Genomic DNA, 16,848 nt, shown 5'->3' on the forward strand with positions numbered 1-16,848 from the left:
GGGAAGTACGTACCCGGAAGTGCGTAAGGGAGCCCATGGTCACCCGAACGGCGAGCGAACGCCGCGAAGAACGCCGCCAGGCCTACGACGCCTACCTGAAGGAGTGCCCGGCCCGACAGCTGCTCGACCGCATCAGCGACAAGTGGGTCAGCCTGGTGCTGGTCGCCCTCTCGGACGGCCCCCGCCGCTACAGCGAGCTGAACCACACCATCGCCGGCGTCAGCCAGAAGATGCTCACCCAGACCCTGCGCTCACTGGAACGGGACGGCCTGGTCACCCGGAGCATCACGGCGGACGTCCCGGTCCGGGTGGACTACGAGCTCACGCCCCTGGGCCACAAGCTCATGCCGGTCATGGCCGCGATCAAGAGCTGGGCGGAGGAGAACATCGAGGACGTGCTGGCGAGCCGGGAGCGCTACGACCGCTCCCGGCCCGACAACGACTAGGAAGTGACGTCCTTGCGAGCGAACTTGCGAGCGGCCAACAGCGTGAAGAACGCCCCGTAAGCCAACGCCGAGAACGTCCCGCGGGCCATCTGCGACCAGTCCACATCGGACGACAGCAGGTCCGCCCAAGCCAACGCGTAGTGCGTGGGCAGGTAGTCCCGCAGGTCCTCCAACGCCGTGATCTGGTCCAGGATCTGCGACAGGATCGACACCAGCACCGCCCCGCCGACCGCGCCCAGCGGCGCGTCCGTCGACACCGACAGGTACAGGGCCAACCCCGCCACCCAGAACAGGTGGATGGAGATGTAGCAGACCGCCAGCGCCACCCCGTACACGCCGGACCCGAACGACGCCGCCTCACCGGTCGGTGACACCGCCTCGCCCGCGCCGTACCAGGCGACACCCACACCCAGTGCCACCAACGGCAGCAGCACCAGCGCGAACACCGACAGCAGCCCGGACGCCAACGCCTTCTGCCGCAACAACCTGTGCCGGGGGATCGGCGCGGCCAGCAGGTACTTCAGGCTCGACCACGACGCCTCCGACGCGATCGTGTCGCCGAAGAACAACGCCACGATCATCGGCAGCAGGAAGCTCCCGGACACGAACAGCGTGAGGATCACGAAGTTCACGCCGGACGCCGTGGCCAGGTCCACGAACCCGCCCGAGCGCCGGTTGGGCGACGACTGGCCCAGCTCGAACGCCACCACCAGGATGAACGGCAGCAGCACCAGGAAACCCAGCACCAACTGCGTCCGCCGCCGGCGCAACTGCCGCACCAGCTCGACCCGCACCGGCAGCGTCCGCCCTGCCCGGTAGCCGACCTTCGACCCGTCCGGCGCGACGGACGCCTGCTCCTGCTCCGCCGCGTCCGTCAGGTCGGAGATCGCCGAGGGATCGGTGTGCACCCCGTTGTCGCTCATTCGCCCACCAACTCCAGGAACGCGTCCTCCAACCGGCGGCGCGGACCGGCCTGGTCGACCGCCACCCCCGCCGCCACCAACGCCTGCAACGCCTCCGCGCGCGGAGTCCCGTTCAGGCTCGCGTGGACCTGCTCGCCGTCCACCGAGACCGACTTCACGCCCGACAGCCCGCGCAGCACGTCGGCCGCCTCGTCGGGCCGGTCGACCCGGAAGCTGGCCTCGCCGCCGCCCGTCGCGATCTCCTCGACCGGACCGGCCGCGACCAGGGTGCCCTTGTGCATGACCACGACGTGGCTGCACGTCTGCTCGACCTCGGCGAGCAGGTGGGAGGACACCAGCACCGTGCGCCCGGCGGCGGCGTAGCGCCGCAGGACCTCGCGCATCTGGTGGATCTGGGGCGGGTCGAGCCCGTTGGTCGGCTCGTCCAGCACGAGCAGGTCCGGCAGGCCGAGCATGGCCTGGGCGATGGCGAGCCGCTGCCGCATGCCCTGGCTGTACGTCCGGACCTTGCGGTGCACCGCGCCGCCCAGGCCCGCGATCTCCAGCGCCTCGTCGAAGTGGGCCTGCTCCACCGGTCGACCGGTGGCCGCCCAGTACAGCCGCAGGTTCGCGATGCCGGACAGGTGCGGCAAGAAGCCCGACCCCTCCACGAACGACCCGATCCGCGACAGCACGGGCGCACCCGCGTGCACCCGGTGCCCGAACACCCTGATCTCACCCTCCGAGGGCGTGATCAGGCCCATCAGCATCCGCAGCGTGGTCGTCTTGCCCGCGCCGTTGGGCCCGAGCAGACCGAGCACCTGGCCGTGCTCCACCCGGAACGACAGGTCCCGCACCGCGGTCAACCCGCCCGGGTAGGACTTGGTCAGGCCGGAGATGACCAGCGGCACCGACGTCAGCTCCGGGTCGACGTCCGCGGTCAGCCGGCGGCGGAACCACGCCACCACGGCCACGACCAGGCACAGCAGCAGCACGATCGCGATGCCCCACAGCGCGCCGGTCGGCACCTCGCTGGTCGCGTTCGCGCCCGGCACCACCGGCACCGCCAGGTCCGGCGACGCCAGCGAGATCCGGTAGGCCGCGGGGGCGGTGGCGTTGGCGTAGGCCTGGTCGGTCGTGGACACCACGAGCTGGAGCCGGTGGTCGCTCTCCACCGGCCGCACCGCGCCGGGCAGCGTCACGGTCACCTCGACCGGCGACCCGTCCGCGGGCAGCTTCACCCGGAAGGGCGCCACCGCCGACCCCGGCAGGGTCCGCACCCCGCTCGCGTCGGAGTCGTAGAGCTTGGCGAACAGCACCGCGCCCTCGGGCGGCACCGGAACACCCGGCACGGCCGCCACCTTCAACCGCACCGTGGACGCCCCGGTCAGCAGCACCTGCGAGGTGAACGGCTCGCTGGCGAACACCGCCGCCTGGCCGGGCAGGTCCAGCGACAGCCGCGACGACAGCGACGACGACCGCGACAGCGCCGACCCCAGTCCGGGCAGGCTCGACACGGCCGCCGGGTTGCCGCCCGCCGGGTTGACCACCGTCTGGTCCCGCCCGGACAGCGCGATGCCCTTGCGCTCGACCGCGCCGCCGCCGGTCAGCCCCGGGTAGCTCGGCGCGATGACGTTGCGCAGCGACGGCGCACCGCTGCTGCGGAACGCGCCCACGACCGTGTACTCGAAGCCGGTGCCGGGGTCGGTGCCCTTGCCGTCGAGGTGGAAGGCCATCCAGTCGGCGATCTGCCCGCGCAGCTCGGGGCCGGGCGACCCGCCGTCGTGGCCGCCGGAGTACCAGACGACCTTCACCTTGGCGCCGTTCGCGGCGATCTGGCGGGCGTTGGCGTCGGCCTGGTCCAGGCCGAACAGGGTGTCCTGCTCGCCCTGCACCAGCAGGGTCGGCTGGGTGATCTTGTCGGTCACCGAGGCGGGGGAGGCGCGGCGCAGGATCTCCAGCGTCTTCTCGCTCGCCCGGCCGGTCGTGGCGACCTCGGTGTAGGCGGCGCAGACGTCTGCGGCGAACCGGCCGCACGCCCCGTTCACCGGTCCGGCCGGTCGGCCCTGCTGCTGCGGCGCGGTGACCGCTGCCGCTGCCGCGTCGGCCGCCTGACCTGCGCCGTTGTCGTTCTGACCCGGCTCGGCGGCCTCTTGGCCGGGGCTGGCGAGGTCGCCGCCGGACAGGCCGGCGGAGAAGAAGATGCCCGCCCACGAGCGCTTGAACACGCCGTCGTCGGCGAACGCGCCCACCGCCGGCGTCCCGGCGTCCACCCGGTCGGGGCGCGCGGAGTTGGGCAGCAGCGCCTGGGCCAGGTCGTTGTACGTGATGACCGGCGCGATGGTGTCCACCCGCGGGTCCACGCCCGCCAGGGACAGCGCCAGCGCGCCGCCGTAGGACCCGCCGGTCACGCCCACGCGCGGGTCGCCCGCCGCGTCGGTGCGCACCTCCTCGCGGGTGGCGAGCCAGTCGAGCAGCTTCTGCGCGTCGCGGACCTCGTGGTCCAGCGAGTTCAGCTCGATCTGGCCGGTGCTGCGGCCGAAGCCGCGCGCGGAGTAGGTCAGGACGACGAACCCGTCCTGGGCCAGCTCCCGGGCCTGGGCGGCCACGCCGTCCTTGCTGCCGCCGAAGCCGTGCGGGAGCAGGATCGCCGGCGCGGGGGTGCGTTCGGGCAGGTAGAGGGTGGTGTCGAGCTGGACCGTCCGGTCGCTGCCGGGGCTTTCCGGCACGTCGATCACCGCGTCGCGGGTGCTCACCGGCGGCGGGTCGTCGCCCGACCGCGCCCAGACCACGCCGGCGCCCACCAGGGCGACCAGCACGACCAGCGCGGGGAGCGACCACCTGCCGCGGAGGCGGGAGGTTGGGGCCACGAACCTGAGGTTAGGCCGACCGCGTCACACCGGCGTGTGATGCTGAGAAAGCGTGATCTTCGAGGTTGCGCTTTCTCAGCGAAAGCTCACCTGGCCGGGTGGGTCTGATCACCTCGGCTGGCGCGAACCCGCAGTAATGCGTGAGACTGGGCGGGAGTGTGGAGGGGAGTACTCCCTCGCGGCGGTGTCGTCAGCACGGAGCCCAGCGTCGGGTTCCCGGTGCCGCCGGTCGACCGGTCACCCGGTCGGCGGAGGAGACCTCCGGTCATTGGCGTGCGCGCGATGTACCGGAGGTGTGTCGATGGGTGTCCCTGCGTGGTTGTGGTTCGCGACGATCGCGGGCTTGTTGGCCTTGCTCGCGATCGACCTGTTCATCGTCGACCGCAAGCCGCACGAGGTCACCATCGGTGAAGCCGGTCGGTGGGTGACCTTCTACGTCGCCGTCGCGATCGCCTTCGGCCTGGGCATCTGGTACTTCGCGGGTGGCACCTATTCAGGTGAATTCTTCGCCGGGTACATCACGGAGTACTCGCTCAGCGTCGACAACCTCTTCATCTTCCTGATCATCATGAGCACCTTCAAGGTGCCCGCGATCCACCAGCACAAGGTGCTGCTCGTGGGCATCGTGATGGCGCTGGTGATGCGCGGCATCTTCATCGCCGTCGGCGCGGCCGTGATCGCCCAGTTCAGCTGGGTCTTCTACCTGTTCGGCGCGTTCCTGATCTACACCGGCTACAAGCTGGCGCGGACGGACCACGACGAGGAGGAAGAGGAGTTCAAGGAGAACGCGGCGCTGCGCCTGGTCCGCAAGGTCTTCCCGGTGGCCGACCGGTACCACGACGCCAAGTCGTTCGTCCGGATCGACGGCAAGCGGTTCGTGACCCCGATGTTCATCGTGATGGTCGCGATCGGCACCACCGACCTGCTGTTCGCGCTGGACTCGATCCCGGCGATCTTCGGGCTGACCAAGGAGCCGTTCCTGGTCTTCACCGCCAACGCGTTCGCCCTGATGGGGCTGCGGCAGCTGTACTTCCTGCTCGGCGGGCTGCTCAACAAGCTGGTCTACCTGTCGATCGGCCTGTCGGTGATCCTCGGGTTCATCGGCGTGAAGCTGATCCTGGAGGCGCTGCACTCCAACTCGCTGCCCTTCCTCAACGGCGGCGAGCCGCTGCCGGTGCCGGTCATCGGCATCGAGCTGTCGCTGTCGGTCATCGTGGGCGTCCTGGCCATCACCACGGTCGCCTCGCTGATCAAGGTCAAGCGCGACCCGGAGGCGGCCAAGCAGGTCGCCAAGTAGCTCCGAGCTCCCACCGCGCGCCACGGTCCCCTCCCGGGAACGTGGCGCGCGGTGCTTTTCCCGGGGTTTGCCCAGCGCCTCCGAGGTGATCTCCCGATTAGTTGGAATTTTCCGAAATACATCGAAGAATCAGTTACTTCGTGACGATCACGCTCCCTAGGGTGTCCGGGTGAAGTTCGGAGTTCTCGGGCCGCTCACGGTGCGCACGTCCGACGGGGTGCCGGTGCCCATTCGCGGCAAGCGCCTGCGAACCCTCCTCTCCGTCCTCCTGGTGCACGCCGGCCGGCCCGTGGCCGCGCACCAGCTCGTGGACGCGCTGTGGGAGGGCGAGCCGCCCAAGTCGTACCTGTCCAACCTGCACACCTACGTGTCCCGGCTGCGCGACCGGCTGCCCGACCTGCGCATCGACCACACCGACGGCCTCTACACCGCCCGCGTCCACCCCGACGACCTCGACCTGCTGGTCTTCCGCGGCCGGGTGGACGCCGCCCGGCTGGCCGTGCGGCGCGGCGAGCACGCGATGGCCGCCGACCTCTACCGGTCCGCGCTGGCGCTGTTCCGCGACCGGCCGCTGCTGGACCTGGACGCGCCCGCGCTGGAACCGGAGATCTCGCACCTGGAGTCCACCCGGCTGCTGCTGGTCGAGGACCGGTTCGAGGCGGAGCTGGCCGCCGGGCGGCACGTTGAGGTGGTCGCCGAGCTGGAGGCGCTGGTCGCCGAGCAGCCCACCCGGGAACGGCTGTGCCGCCAGCTCATGCTCGCGCTGTGCGCGGCGGGCCGGCAGGCCGACGCCCTGGCCGCCTACCGCACCACCCGGGACCGGCTGGTCGAGGCGGTCGGCGTGGAACCCGGCCCGGCGCTGCGCCGGCTGCACCGCGAGATCCTGCGCGGCGACGTGCCCGAACCCCCGCCGGTGGGCGGCGAGGCGAGCGTGTTCCCGATCTGCCAGCTCCCGCCGGACACCGCCGACTTCCGCGGTCGCCACGCCGAACAGCGGCGGCTGGTCGCGGAGCTGAGCGCCGCCGGGCCGGTGCCGGTGGTGGTGCTGACCGGTCAGGCCGGGGTCGGCAAGACCGCGCTGGCGGTCCGGGTCGCGCACCGCCTGCGCGCGCGGTTCCCGGACGGCCAGCTCTTCCTGGACCTCGGCGGCTCCGGCGCGACCCCGCGCGCGCCGGGTGACCTGGTCGCGGGGCTGCTGCGCGCGTTGCAGGCCGACGTGCCCGACGACGTGGCCGAACGGGTGGCGGCGCTGCGCGCGGTGCTGGCCGACCGGCGGGTCCTGGTCGTGCTGGACGACGCCGGGCACGCCGACCAGGTGCGGGCGTTGCTGCCCGGCACGACGGGATCGGCGGTGCTGGTCACGGCGCTGCGGCGGATGGACGACCTGGCCGGTTCCACGCCGGTGCCGGTCGGCCCGCTCGCGCCGGAGGACGCCCGCGAGCTGCTGGCGGCCGTGGCCGGCACCGAGCGGGTGGCGGCGGAGGTGGTGGCGGCCGACGAGGTGGCGCGGTGGTGCGGACACCTCCCGGCGGCGGTGCGGATCGCCGGGACCCGGCTGGCGCAGCGCCCCCACCTGGGCCTGCGGGCGTTCGCCGAGCGGCTGGCCGACGAGCGCGGTCGGCTCGACGAGCTGTGCGTGGGCGGGGTCGGGGTGCGGTCCGGCCTGGAGCGGGTCCACGGGCGGCTGTGCCCGCGGGCGCGGTGGGCGGCCGGGCGGATCGCCGACCTCGGGCCGCGGGAGGTGACCGAACGCGAGGTCACCGGCCTGTTCGGAGACGTCGTGGTGGAGGAGTTGATGGCCTTCGGGCTGCTGGAACCCCGTGGTGTGGACCGGGCCGGCGAGCCGCGGTACCGGCTGCCCGAGCTGTTCCGCGTGTTCGTGCTGGAACAGCGCGAGGGGTGAGGGCGCGCGGCCCCCACCCCTCGCGAGGAGGTCCGATCAGGTGCCGGTGCAGGCGGCGGTCGCGAACGGGCCGGTGGCGGTCTTCGTCGACACCACCGCGCCGTCCACGGTGATCTTGCAGGTCACCGTGCCGCCGTTCTCGCCGGCCGTGACGGTCAGCGTGCCGCCCTTGAAGACGCCCTTGTTCTCCACCTGCTTGCTCCACGGCAGGGTCGCCGCCGTCTCCGACTTCGGGTCCAGCACCTCGCCGTAGAGGATGTCCACGTCGGTGGCGTCGCCGGTCACCTCGTAGTCCACCTTGGCGACCCGCTCCACCTCCTCCTTCACCTCGTCGACGGCGGCGTTCCAGATGAACACCCAGGCGATGCACACGCCCAGGCCCAGCACGGACGCCACGACACCGGCGATGGACAGGCCCTTGTTGGTGGCCTTGCCCTTGCCCACCCGAGCGATGCCCACGGCGGAGAAGATCAGACCCAGGATGACCAGGGGCCACGCCACCACCCCGATGAACGGGATCGGCGACAACACCAGCCCCACCACACCGAGGACGAACCCGGCGGTGCCCAGGCCGTTCCTGGGCGGCACGGGCGCGGTCGGGGGCACGGGTGGGTAGGAGGTCTGCTGGGACATTTGTCCTTCACTTTCATTGCGGGGAACAACAATTCGCCCCGGCCGCGGAATTCGTGAGAACGGCTCGAAAGGCGTCGCAGAGCCTGCCAACGCCCACCACACGCGTGGCACACCCGCGATCCACAAAGCGCCAGGCCGGCGGACTGCGGCCGGTATCCGGGCCGAACCGGTGCGTGACGCCAACTGTGAGCGTCAATTTCTCCTGAGCCTTGCTAACGAACACTGGGGTAACGTCCGTGCTCGTGCGCCCCGATGACTTGCAGTCGCTGACCCTGCCCGGCTCGGTGTCGGTCCAGGGCGACCTCGTCCTGGTGAACGTCGCCACCCCGGACCTCACCGCGAACGCCTACCGGGGCGGGCTGTACCGCGTGCCCCTGGACGGCTCCGGCGCGCAGCGCTGGACCTGGGCCGAACGCGACCTCGCCCCGCGGATCTCGCCGGACGGCCGGTGGGTCGCCTTCCTGCGCGCGGAGAAGGGCGGCAAGCCGCAGCTCCACGTCATGTCCGCGACCGGCGGCGACGCCCGGCGGCTGACGGACCTGCCGCTGGGCGCGGGCGTGCCGGTGTGGTCGCCGGACTCCACCAAGCTCGCCTTCACCGCGCGCGTGCCCGAGGCCGGTCGCTACGGCGTGCCGATCGCGGAGGGCGAGGAGCCGTGGAAGCCGGAGTCCGAGGCGCCCCGGCACATCCAGCGGCTGGACTACCGCTTCGACGACATCGGTTTCGTCGGCGACCGCTGCCCGCGCCTGTTCACCGTGGACGCGGTGGACCCGGCGGCGAAGCCGGTCGAGCTGACCGACGGGTCCTTCGACGTGGCCGACCCGGCGTGGACCTCCGACGGCACCGCGCTGGTGTTCGTGTCCGACCGGGACCTGGGCGCGGTGGAGACCCTGCACCAGGACGTCTACCGCGTGCCGGCGACCGGTGGCGAGCCCGAGCTGTACGTGCGGTCGAAGGGCATCGTCGCGCACCCGGTCGCGTTCGGCGACGGGATCCTGTTCTACGGCAGCGAGTTCACCGGCGTGCACAGCGTGGCCCGCAACATGAGCCTGTGGCGGTACACCGACGGGACGCTGACCCGGGTGACCGAGCTGGAGAGCGTGGACTGCGAGCGGGCCGCCGGCGCGCCCGTGGTGACCGACGCCGGGGTGCTGGTCGCGGTGCGCAACCGGGGTGCCGTGGAGCTGCGCCGGGTCGCTGTCGACGGTGTCGAGCTGCCATTGGCCGAGCTCGAGGTGTTGGCGGGCGAGCGGGCCGAGGTCAAGTCGTTCGCGGCGGACGGTGACGTCGTCGTGGCGGTCGTGACGCGCAGCGACAACACCGGTGAGGTCGTGCGGGTCGGTGGCGGTGAGCTGACGTCGTTCGGTGCTTCCGTTCCGCTGCGGCCTTCGGTCGAGCTGACCGGGTCCGCGTCCGACGGCTACCCGGTGCACGGCTGGCTGGTGCTGCCCGAGGGCGAGGGGCCGCACCCGGTGCTGCTGGTCGTGCACGGCGGCCCGTTCATGTACCACGGGTGGGGGTTCTTCGACGAAGCCCAGGTGTACGCCGCCGCCGGGTACGCGGTCGTGCTGCCCAACCCGCGCGGGTCCGCCGGGTACGGGCAGGCGCACGGGCAGTCCGTGGTGGGCGGGTTCGGCACGGTGGACGTGGACGACGTGCTGTCCGTGCTGGACGTGGCGCTCGAGCGGCCGGACCTCGACGCGGACCGCGTGGGCGTGATGGGCGGGTCGTACGGCGGGTTCATGACGTCGTGGCTGGCGGCGCACCACGGCGAGCGGTTCCGGGCGGCGTGGAGCGAGCGCGCGGTCAACGCGTGGGACTCGTTCTCCGGGTCGTCGGACATCGGCTGGTTCTTCACCGAGGCTTACTGCGGGCCGAGCCTGGAGACCCAGCGGGCGATGTCGCCGTTGACCTATGCGGAGAAGGTGTCCATCCCGTTCATGGTGGTGCACTCGGAGCACGACTGGCGGTGCCCGCTGGAGCAGGCGCAGCGGCAGTTCGTGGCCCTGCGGCGCAACGGGGTGGAGGCGGAGATGCTGCTGTTCCCGGGCGAGGGCCACGAGCTGACCCGGTCGGGCCAGCCCCGCCACCGGAAGCAGCGCTTCGACCACGTGCTCGCGTGGTGGGGGCGGCACCTGTCCTGAGCTTGTGCACGCGGCGGCCTCACCCCGAGCGGGGAGGCCGCCGTCGCTGTGCGCAGTGCTGCCGCTACGGTGTGCGCCGGCACGATCCCGACTTGGGGGAAAGCCGGCGGAGGTGGTGGGACTTGCGGCACGCTCACCGGATGCAGTGGACAGTGCGGGCCGCCCGGCCCGACGACGCCCCGGAGATCGCCAGGATCAACGTGGACGCCTGGCAGCACTCCTACCGGGGCATCGTCGACGACCCGGTGCTGGACCGGATGCTCCCGGAGAGCAGGCTGCCCGCGCTCACCCGCGTGTTGCGGCTCCCCGAACCCAGCCGGGTCTTCGTGGCGGTCGACGGCGACGGCCGGATCGGGGCGTACTGCGCGGTCGACGCCGTGCGCGAGTCCACCGACGCCCACCCCGACCTGCACACCGGTGAACTGGTCGCGATCTACGCCGACCCGCGCTTCCACGGCACGGGTGCGGGGCACGAGGTGCACGAGGCGGGCGTGCGGCACCTCATGGACCAGGGGTTCCGGTACGCGGTGCTGTGGGTGTTCCAGGACAACGCCAAGACCCGCGAGTTCTACGAGGCCCACGGGTGGCGGCACGACGGGTTGGTCCACCGGTACGAGCTGGGCAAGCAGCACCTGCCCGAGGTCCGGTACGGCCGCTTCCTCCCCGCACCCCGTCGCGTGTCCCGCTAGACCGGCGACTCCCGGTCGTCCAGCCAAGCCGTCAGGGCGTCGGCGTGCGGGCCGCCCTTGCGCTGCGCGGCGGCACGGACCCACCGCGCGGCCCGCGGCTCCAGCGCCAGCGCCCGACCGAGCAGGTCGAACGCCTCGGCCTGGCCGCGCAGGGCCAGGCCGATACCCGCCGACCGCAGCGCGGACGGGTCCTCGGGAGCGCCCTCGGCCGCCGCTCGCAGGGACGCCACCACCTCCTCCTCCGGCACGCCCGGAGTGCCCGCCTTGATCAGGTGGCGGTGGGCTCGGGCGGTGGTCAGGAGGTGGGTCAGGTCGGCCACCGGGTCGCGGGAGTCGTCCACCCGGAGGTCGAGGAACGGGTCGTCCCAGTCGCCGGTGGACAGGGAACCCCGGGCGGGGCCGACGACCAGCAGTGCCGCCGCTTGGGGGCCGCGGATGTCGCCGCCCTCCGCCTCGGCTGCCGCCAGGGCCGCGACCAGGCGGGACGCCAGGCCGAACGGGGTGGGGTCGTTGCTACCAGCCGACTCGTAGGCGGTCAGCATGGCGGGCCAGACCGTGGGGGACGCCATCATGTTCCCCTGCACGGACACGCCGTCGCCCAGTGCGTGGCCGGCGGCGGGGATGCAGTCCGGGCCGGTGAACGCGGCCACCCCGCCCCGGGAGTCCACGACCGCGAACTGCGCCTCCGCGACGCCGGGTTGGGTGGCGAGGGCTGTCACGGCCTGCTCCGCGGTCATCCCCGCACCGAGCACGTCCAGCAGCGCGGTTCGCCACCAGAGCTGCGAACCGGCTTGGGCCGCCACCGCGCCCACGCCGGCCGACGCGGCGGGCACGCGGGTTCCGATCGCCAGGACTCCGCTCTGCACGGCGACGCCCAGGCACCCCGTCACGGGATCCCGGGCCACGATCGAGTACGTCATGGACTCGATCATGCCGATCAGCCCAAGAGCGTGTAGTTCAACTCCTCGCAGACCCGGGCCAGGGGGAGGTCCAGGCCGGGGTGTTCCAACGGGAGCAGGACGTCCGGCGCGGCGGGGAGGCCGGAGCCGCCGGGCGGGTCCCACAGGCACACCGCCGGGTCGCCCGAGTCCATCGACGACCGGTACCAGAGGCCGTCCAGTTCGGGGTACGCGGCGCGGATCGCCCGTGCCCACTGTTGGGTCATCGCCTTGGGGCCCGAGCTGATCTCCTGGGACGCGCCCACCCGCGTCGGCCACAGGCCCGCCAGGTCGAGCAGGCGCAGGGTGCGGCGGGGGCGCAGGACGACCAGGAACGGGCTGCGGGTGCGGCGGTCCACGACCGAAGTGGCCTGGAAGACCTCGGCGACGCTGGTGCGCACGGACAACCCGAAGTACAGGACGCCCTGGTCGTGGGCGTGGGTCGGGGAGCCGTCCGGGGCCGGTGGTTGGGTGTCGAAGCGGGCGTGGGGTAGGGGGCCGGTGTAGCGGAAGCTGTTCCAGCGCTGGGGGTGCAGGCCCTTGGCCGTGAAGATCCGGACCAGGCGGGTCGCGCGGTGGACCGCCACCACGTCCTCGGTGCGGCGCAGGTTGGCCTGGAGCACGGCAGGAGCGGGCGGCTGGGGGAGCCGTGACATGAAGATCCCGTCGAGAGGACGTCTGCGTTACGCGGGCGTGCCCAGTTGGGCGGCCTGCTCGGTGACGCGGCGCGGGTCGCCGCCCGCGAGCAGCCAGTCGCGCGGGGAGGTGGGGGCGCCCTCGACCAGGAGGTCCCCCTGCTCGGTGGTCATGAACCCGGCCACGACCAGCGCGGGCAGGTCGGTCGGGACGGCGGCCAGCACGGCCTCCAGGCCGGGCAGCACGCCGCCGCCCGCGAACTGCCACGCGGGCAGCCGCCACGAGCCGCGGTCCTTCCAGCCCACCAGCCGGCCCACGCCGAGCCGGTGCCGGATGCGGCTGGTGTCCACGCCGAGCTGCCGGGCCGCCTCGGCGACGGTCAGCGCCGAGTCCCGCAGCACCGCGTGCGCCACGACGGTGCGGGCGCGCGGTTGGTCGTCGCCCGCGTGGTGGGGGCTGAGGTCGAGTCCGACGTCGGTCAGCGCGTCCCGCTGGTCGGGCGTGAAGTAGCCCGCGGGGTCGGGGTGCGGCGGGGCGAGCCGCTTGGCCGCGTCGGCCACGAGCGACAGGAACTCGTCGGGCGTGACCTGCAGACCTGCCTTGGCCAGGACGGCCTCCAGCGCTGGACTCATGCGCACAGGGTATCCCGTGCGTGCGCTTTTGTGCGCAAGGATTCCCCGAATGTCCCAGGACCCCGACTGTGCGCGCACACTTCGACACTGTACGTAAACGCACGAGGTCGGGCATGGTGACCTCGGCCTCACCGGGGTGGTCGATACGATGCCGCCGGTTGACTCACTGCGGGGGTGTCAGGTGGCGGTACCGGTGCGCACGGACAAGCGTGCGCTGGGTCTGTGGTTGCTGGTGATGGCCGCGGCCCTCGCCGTCGTGCTCGTCCGCTCGGGCACCGGCCTGATCGACCTGCGCGTCTACCGGGTCGGCGGGCAGGCGTGGCTGGAGGGCGTGCGCCTGTACGCGGAGGGCTTCCCCAAGCCCCTGGACGGCCCGGCGCTGCCGTTCACCTACCCGCCGATCGCCGCGTTCCTGTTCAGCCTGCTGGCGCTGGTGCCGTGGCCGGCGGCGGTCGCGGTGTGGACGCTCGTCGGGTTGGGCCTGCTCACGGCGGTGTGCGTGGTGACCGCGCAGCACGTCCACGGGCGCGGCGAGAAGGCCGTCATGGTCGGGCTCGCGTTCGCCGCCGGGTCGCTGCTGCTCGAGCCGGTGCGCGAGACGCTGGACTTCGGGCAGATCAACCTGCTGCTCATGGGCCTGGTCGCGCTGGACTGCCTGCTGCCCAAGACCAGGTGGCCGCGCGGCCTGCTGATCGGCTTCGCGGCGGCGGTCAAGCTGACGCCCGCGGTGTTCGTGCTGTTCTTCCTGCCGCGCAAGCAGGTCAAGCCCGTGGTGACGGCCCTGCTGTCGTTCGTCGGGTTCGGGCTGGTCGGGTTCACCGTGGCGCCGACGGACACCAAACAGTACTGGTTCGAGGCGCTGCTGGACCCGGGCCGCGTGGGCGGGTTGGCGTACGTCGGCAACCAGTCGCTGCGCGGCTTCGTGCACCGGCTGGGCCTGACCGGGTTCGCGGAGACGGCCGCCTGGGGGCTGCTGAGCCTGGCCGTGGTGGTGCTGGTGTGGTTCGCGGTGCGGCGGGCGCAGGACGACGTGTCCGCGCTGCTCGCGGTGGCCGTGGGCGGGCTGCTGGTGTCGCCGGTGTCCTGGTCGCACCACTGGGTGTGGGTCGTGCCGGGACTGGTGCTGCTGGTCGCGGTGTCGCGGCTGTGGGCTGGCCTGGCGGCGGCGTTGTTCCTGGTTGCGCCGATGTGGTTCCTGCCGCACGAGAAGGACCTGGAGCTGACCTGGTCCTGGTGGCAGCACGTGGTCGGGAACGCCTACGTGTGGGTGGGGGTCGCGGTGCTGGTCCTGCTGGTGCGCCGCCCGGTCCCGCGCCGCGAGCCCGCCCTGCTCGACTAGCCCCGGCTCAGCCGCCCGTGATCAGCGCGACCGCGCGGTCGCGGGTGGCCTCGTCCACTTCGGTGAGCGCGAAGCCCCGGTCCACGATGTGCCGGATCAGGGCGGGCTCCGGGGGCAGGCCGTGCTTGCGCAGGTAGTGCGGCACCGCGCCGGCCCAGATCCAGGTGCCGTCGGTGCGGAAGTTCAGCGGCACGTCCTGCTCGCCCGGCGCGAACTCGTCCACGTCCAGGTTCCGCGCGGCCAGCACCACCGGGGCCGCCTCCAGGTACGCCAGCAGGGCGTCGCGCAGCTGCGGGTCCACGGTCTGCCGGTTCACCACGGGCCGACCGGCCTCGTCGCGGCCGTCGTAGACGTGGGCGGTGCGCAGCTCACCCGGCTCGACGGCCGGCACGCGCGGCGGGAGGCCGACGCGCTGCCGCAGCCAGTCCGGGATGCGCTCGTCGGACCGGGGGAACGTGCGCAGCTCGTCCTGGAAGCCGATGACCGGCGGGGCGTTGCGCCAGCGCGGCTCGTCCTCGGCGTCGAAGTCGACCGAGAACGTGCCCGGCTGCTCGATCTCGTACACCGCGGACAGCCACGTGCCGCGGTCCGGCTGGTACATCCCGGCCCGCAACTGGCCGAACAGCTGCACGACCTCCATCGGGGGGCGCACCGGCCGCCACTGGCCGTCCGGACCGGCGAACGCCAGGTCCACCTCGATGTGCCGGCCGGCCGCCCGGTACTCGGCCCGCACCCGCTGCCACCCCTGCGGGAGCGCGGGCAGCATGGCCCGGCCGATCAGCCGGACGAGCTGCTGCTGCTCCTGCTCGGACAGCGGTGTGGCTGGCTGGCTCATGCGTCGAACACCCCTTCGGCTCCCCCCGCACAGTGCGCGCTGATCTTAACGTTCGCGGTGCGCCGGCGTGGTCCGGTTGGGTGAGAGGTGCTCGGGCTCAGCCGGAGGTCTTGAAGCTGTCGCCGATGGACTGCTCCATCTCGCGGTACTGGTCCACGGTGTTCTTGACCTCGCGTCCGGAGGCCTCCATCGCCTCGACGGCCTCGCCCAGCGCGTCCAGGCCCCACTGCTCCACCGGGTCCAGCATCATGCGGAACGGCTGGCAGATGATGCCGTACGCGTCGGTGGGCATGCTCACGGTCCGGGCCGCGTCGATCGCGGTCTGGATGCGGGAGCTGAGGTCGGCCAGCTCCTTGTGGTGCGCGTCGAGCGTGTCCGAGACGATCTCGTAGCCGGTCATGGTCTCTCCCCCGGTCGGTGGCGGTCAGCGCAGGAACGACTGGCCGTCGAAGTCGTCGTCCTCGTCCTGGCGGGGCGGGCGGCGGTGGGGCTGCGGCGGTGGCGGCGCGGCGTGGCGTCCGGGCGAGGGCTCGTAGTCGTCCTCGATGCCGAACCGGATCTCCTGGGCGCGCTGCGGCGCGGCCGGCGGGTCGTCCGAGGGCGGGGCCGGGAAGTTCTTCTTGGCCTCGGTGAACAGCACGTTCGCCGTCTCGTCCTGGGTGCCGATGGTCTCGGCCATCGCCTGCTGGAGCAGCTCCGGGATGCGTGACTGGGCCTTCTGCAGGGTCCGCATGACCTCGCCGGCGACCTCGGCCATCCGCTTGGTGCCCGCGGCTTCGGCGATCTCCAGGTGCTGGAGGATGCCGTTGGACCCGATGGTGAGCCGGATCAGGCCGTCCTTGGACGTCTCGGAGATGGACAGGCCCTGCACGCGGCTGGCCATCTCCTGGTAGCGGTCGGCCTTCTCCTGGATGCTCGCCTGCCACTGCTGGAGCATCCGCTCCGAGCCGCCGATGTCCTCGGGCACTGCCACTTCCCCCTCTGGTCCTCTACTTCACGTCGACGCGCGGACGGGCGGTCCGGTTCCCCCTTCCGGGGGACCGGACCACCCGCGGCGAGCGCTTCTAGTTCACGCCGAGCAGGTCCACGACGAAGATCAACGTCTCACCCGGCTTGATCACGCCGCCCGCGCCGCGGTCGCCGTAGCCCAGGTGCGGCGGGATGACGAGCTTGCGCCGGCCACCGACCTTCATGCCGGCGACACCCTGGTCCCAGCCCTTGATGACCCGGCCGCCGCCGAGCGGGAAGGTGAACGCCTCGCCCCGGTCCCAGGAGGCGTCGAACTGCTCGCCGGTGGAGTGGGACACGCCGACGTAGTGCACGTGCACGAGCTGACCGGCCTGGGCCTCGGGCCCGTCACCCACGGTGATGTCCTCGACCACCAGGTCCGCGGGCGCCGGCCCGTCGTGCGGCTCGACCACGGGCTTGGTCATGACGTTCTCCTAGCGATTGGAATCGTTGCGCCCCGAGTCAATCACGACCCGCTTTCCCCGACCGCGCCACCCACACCCCCGCTGTATCGGTTCTCCCGCGTCCGCGGCGGAACCCGCGCAACGCCCCACCGCCCTTCCTCCGTCCTCCTGC

16 protein-coding genes are annotated in these 16,848 nt (G+C 72.4%); 6 read left to right on the forward strand and 10 right to left on the reverse strand.

Annotation, left to right across the window (positions count from 1 at the left end):
- Window positions 1-35 precede the first annotated feature (35 nt).
- Entirely contained in the window at window positions 36-446 is a 411-nt protein-coding gene (locus tag DFJ66_RS33315; RefSeq protein WP_121227187.1) for a winged helix-turn-helix transcriptional regulator, read from the forward strand.
- On the opposite strand, the gene DFJ66_RS33320 is transcribed toward DFJ66_RS33315, so the two are convergent.
- A complete protein-coding gene (locus DFJ66_RS33320) occupies window positions 443-1,369 on the reverse strand; it encodes an ABC transporter permease (RefSeq protein ID WP_121227189.1) in 927 nt (308 codons plus the stop codon). The genes DFJ66_RS33315 and DFJ66_RS33320 overlap by 4 nt on opposite strands.
- Window positions 1,366-4,218, reverse strand: coding sequence for an alpha/beta fold hydrolase (locus DFJ66_RS33325; protein ID WP_121227191.1), 2,853 nt, complete (start codon window positions 4,216-4,218; stop codon window positions 1,366-1,368). Before DFJ66_RS33325 ends, DFJ66_RS33320 begins: the two co-directional genes overlap by 4 nt.
- 301 nt (window positions 4,219-4,519) lie before the next feature.
- On the opposite strand from DFJ66_RS33325, the gene DFJ66_RS33330 reads away from it, so the two are divergent.
- A complete protein-coding gene (locus tag DFJ66_RS33330; protein WP_121227193.1) occupies window positions 4,520-5,515 on the forward strand; it encodes a TerC family protein in 996 nt (331 codons plus the stop codon).
- Between the two features lie 169 nt (window positions 5,516-5,684).
- A complete protein-coding gene (locus DFJ66_RS33335) occupies window positions 5,685-7,418 on the forward strand; it encodes an AfsR/SARP family transcriptional regulator (protein WP_121227195.1) in 1,734 nt (577 codons plus the stop codon).
- Between the two features lie 36 nt (window positions 7,419-7,454).
- Here the strand turns inward: DFJ66_RS33335 and DFJ66_RS33340 are convergent, their stop codons facing one another.
- Window positions 7,455-8,051 carry an MmpS family transport accessory protein gene (locus DFJ66_RS33340; RefSeq protein ID WP_211351396.1) on the reverse strand — a complete coding sequence of 199 codons (597 nt, stop codon included), beginning with the start codon at window positions 8,049-8,051 and terminating at the stop codon, window positions 7,455-7,457.
- Window positions 8,052-8,293: 242 nt separating this feature from the next.
- Between DFJ66_RS33340 and DFJ66_RS33345 the strand changes: the two genes are divergently transcribed.
- Window positions 8,294-10,195: a S9 family peptidase gene (locus DFJ66_RS33345; RefSeq protein WP_121232109.1), complete on the forward strand. Its 1,902-nt coding sequence runs from the start codon at window positions 8,294-8,296 to the stop codon at window positions 10,193-10,195.
- 140 nt (window positions 10,196-10,335) lie between these two features.
- On the forward strand, window positions 10,336-10,884 hold the full coding sequence (locus tag DFJ66_RS33350; RefSeq protein WP_121227197.1) for a GNAT family N-acetyltransferase: 549 nt from the start codon (window positions 10,336-10,338) through the stop codon (window positions 10,882-10,884).
- Here DFJ66_RS33350 and DFJ66_RS33355 read toward each other — a convergent pair.
- Genes DFJ66_RS33355 through DFJ66_RS33365 form a run of 3 tightly spaced genes read right to left on the reverse strand, consistent with a single transcriptional unit; the run spans window position 10,881 to window position 13,090 of the window.
- Entirely contained in the window at window positions 10,881-11,804 is a 924-nt protein-coding gene (locus DFJ66_RS33355; RefSeq protein ID WP_170199808.1) for a DUF1028 domain-containing protein, read from the reverse strand. The two genes, DFJ66_RS33350 and DFJ66_RS33355, sit on opposite strands and share 4 nt — an antisense overlap.
- Window positions 11,805-11,821: 17 nt before the next feature.
- Entirely contained in the window at window positions 11,822-12,478 is a 657-nt protein-coding gene (locus DFJ66_RS33360; RefSeq protein WP_121227201.1) for an RES family NAD+ phosphorylase, read from the reverse strand.
- A gap of 27 nt (window positions 12,479-12,505) precedes the next feature.
- Window positions 12,506-13,090, reverse strand: a complete 585-nt coding sequence (locus DFJ66_RS33365; RefSeq protein WP_121227203.1) for a DNA-binding protein — start codon at window positions 13,088-13,090, stop codon at window positions 12,506-12,508.
- 193 nt (window positions 13,091-13,283) lie between these two features.
- Here DFJ66_RS33365 and DFJ66_RS33370 point away from each other — a divergent pair, with 193 nt between their 5' ends.
- Window positions 13,284-14,429, forward strand: coding sequence for a glycosyltransferase 87 family protein (locus DFJ66_RS33370; RefSeq protein ID WP_170199810.1), 1,146 nt, complete (start codon window positions 13,284-13,286; stop codon window positions 14,427-14,429).
- 7 nt (window positions 14,430-14,436) lie between these two features.
- Here the strand turns inward: DFJ66_RS33370 and DFJ66_RS33375 are convergent, their stop codons facing one another.
- From DFJ66_RS33375 to DFJ66_RS33390, 4 genes are all read right to left on the reverse strand, one after another.
- On the reverse strand, window positions 14,437-15,264 hold the full coding sequence (locus tag DFJ66_RS33375; protein WP_121227207.1) for a hypothetical protein: 828 nt from the start codon (window positions 15,262-15,264) through the stop codon (window positions 14,437-14,439).
- 97 nt (window positions 15,265-15,361) lie between these two features.
- Entirely contained in the window at window positions 15,362-15,664 is a 303-nt protein-coding gene (locus DFJ66_RS33380; protein ID WP_121227209.1) for a type VII secretion target, read from the reverse strand.
- Window positions 15,665-15,688: 24 nt separating this feature from the next.
- Complete coding sequence (locus DFJ66_RS33385; protein ID WP_342776985.1) at window positions 15,689-16,237, reverse strand: YbaB/EbfC family nucleoid-associated protein; 549 nt, start codon at window positions 16,235-16,237, stop codon at window positions 15,689-15,691.
- Between the two features lie 91 nt (window positions 16,238-16,328).
- On the reverse strand, window positions 16,329-16,697 hold the full coding sequence (locus DFJ66_RS33390; RefSeq protein ID WP_121227213.1) for an FKBP-type peptidyl-prolyl cis-trans isomerase: 369 nt from the start codon (window positions 16,695-16,697) through the stop codon (window positions 16,329-16,331).
- Between the last annotated feature and the right edge of the window lie 151 nt (window positions 16,698-16,848).

This window comes from Saccharothrix variisporea, assembly GCF_003634995.1.
Taxonomy (GTDB): domain Bacteria; phylum Actinomycetota; class Actinomycetes; order Mycobacteriales; family Pseudonocardiaceae; genus Actinosynnema; species Actinosynnema variisporeum.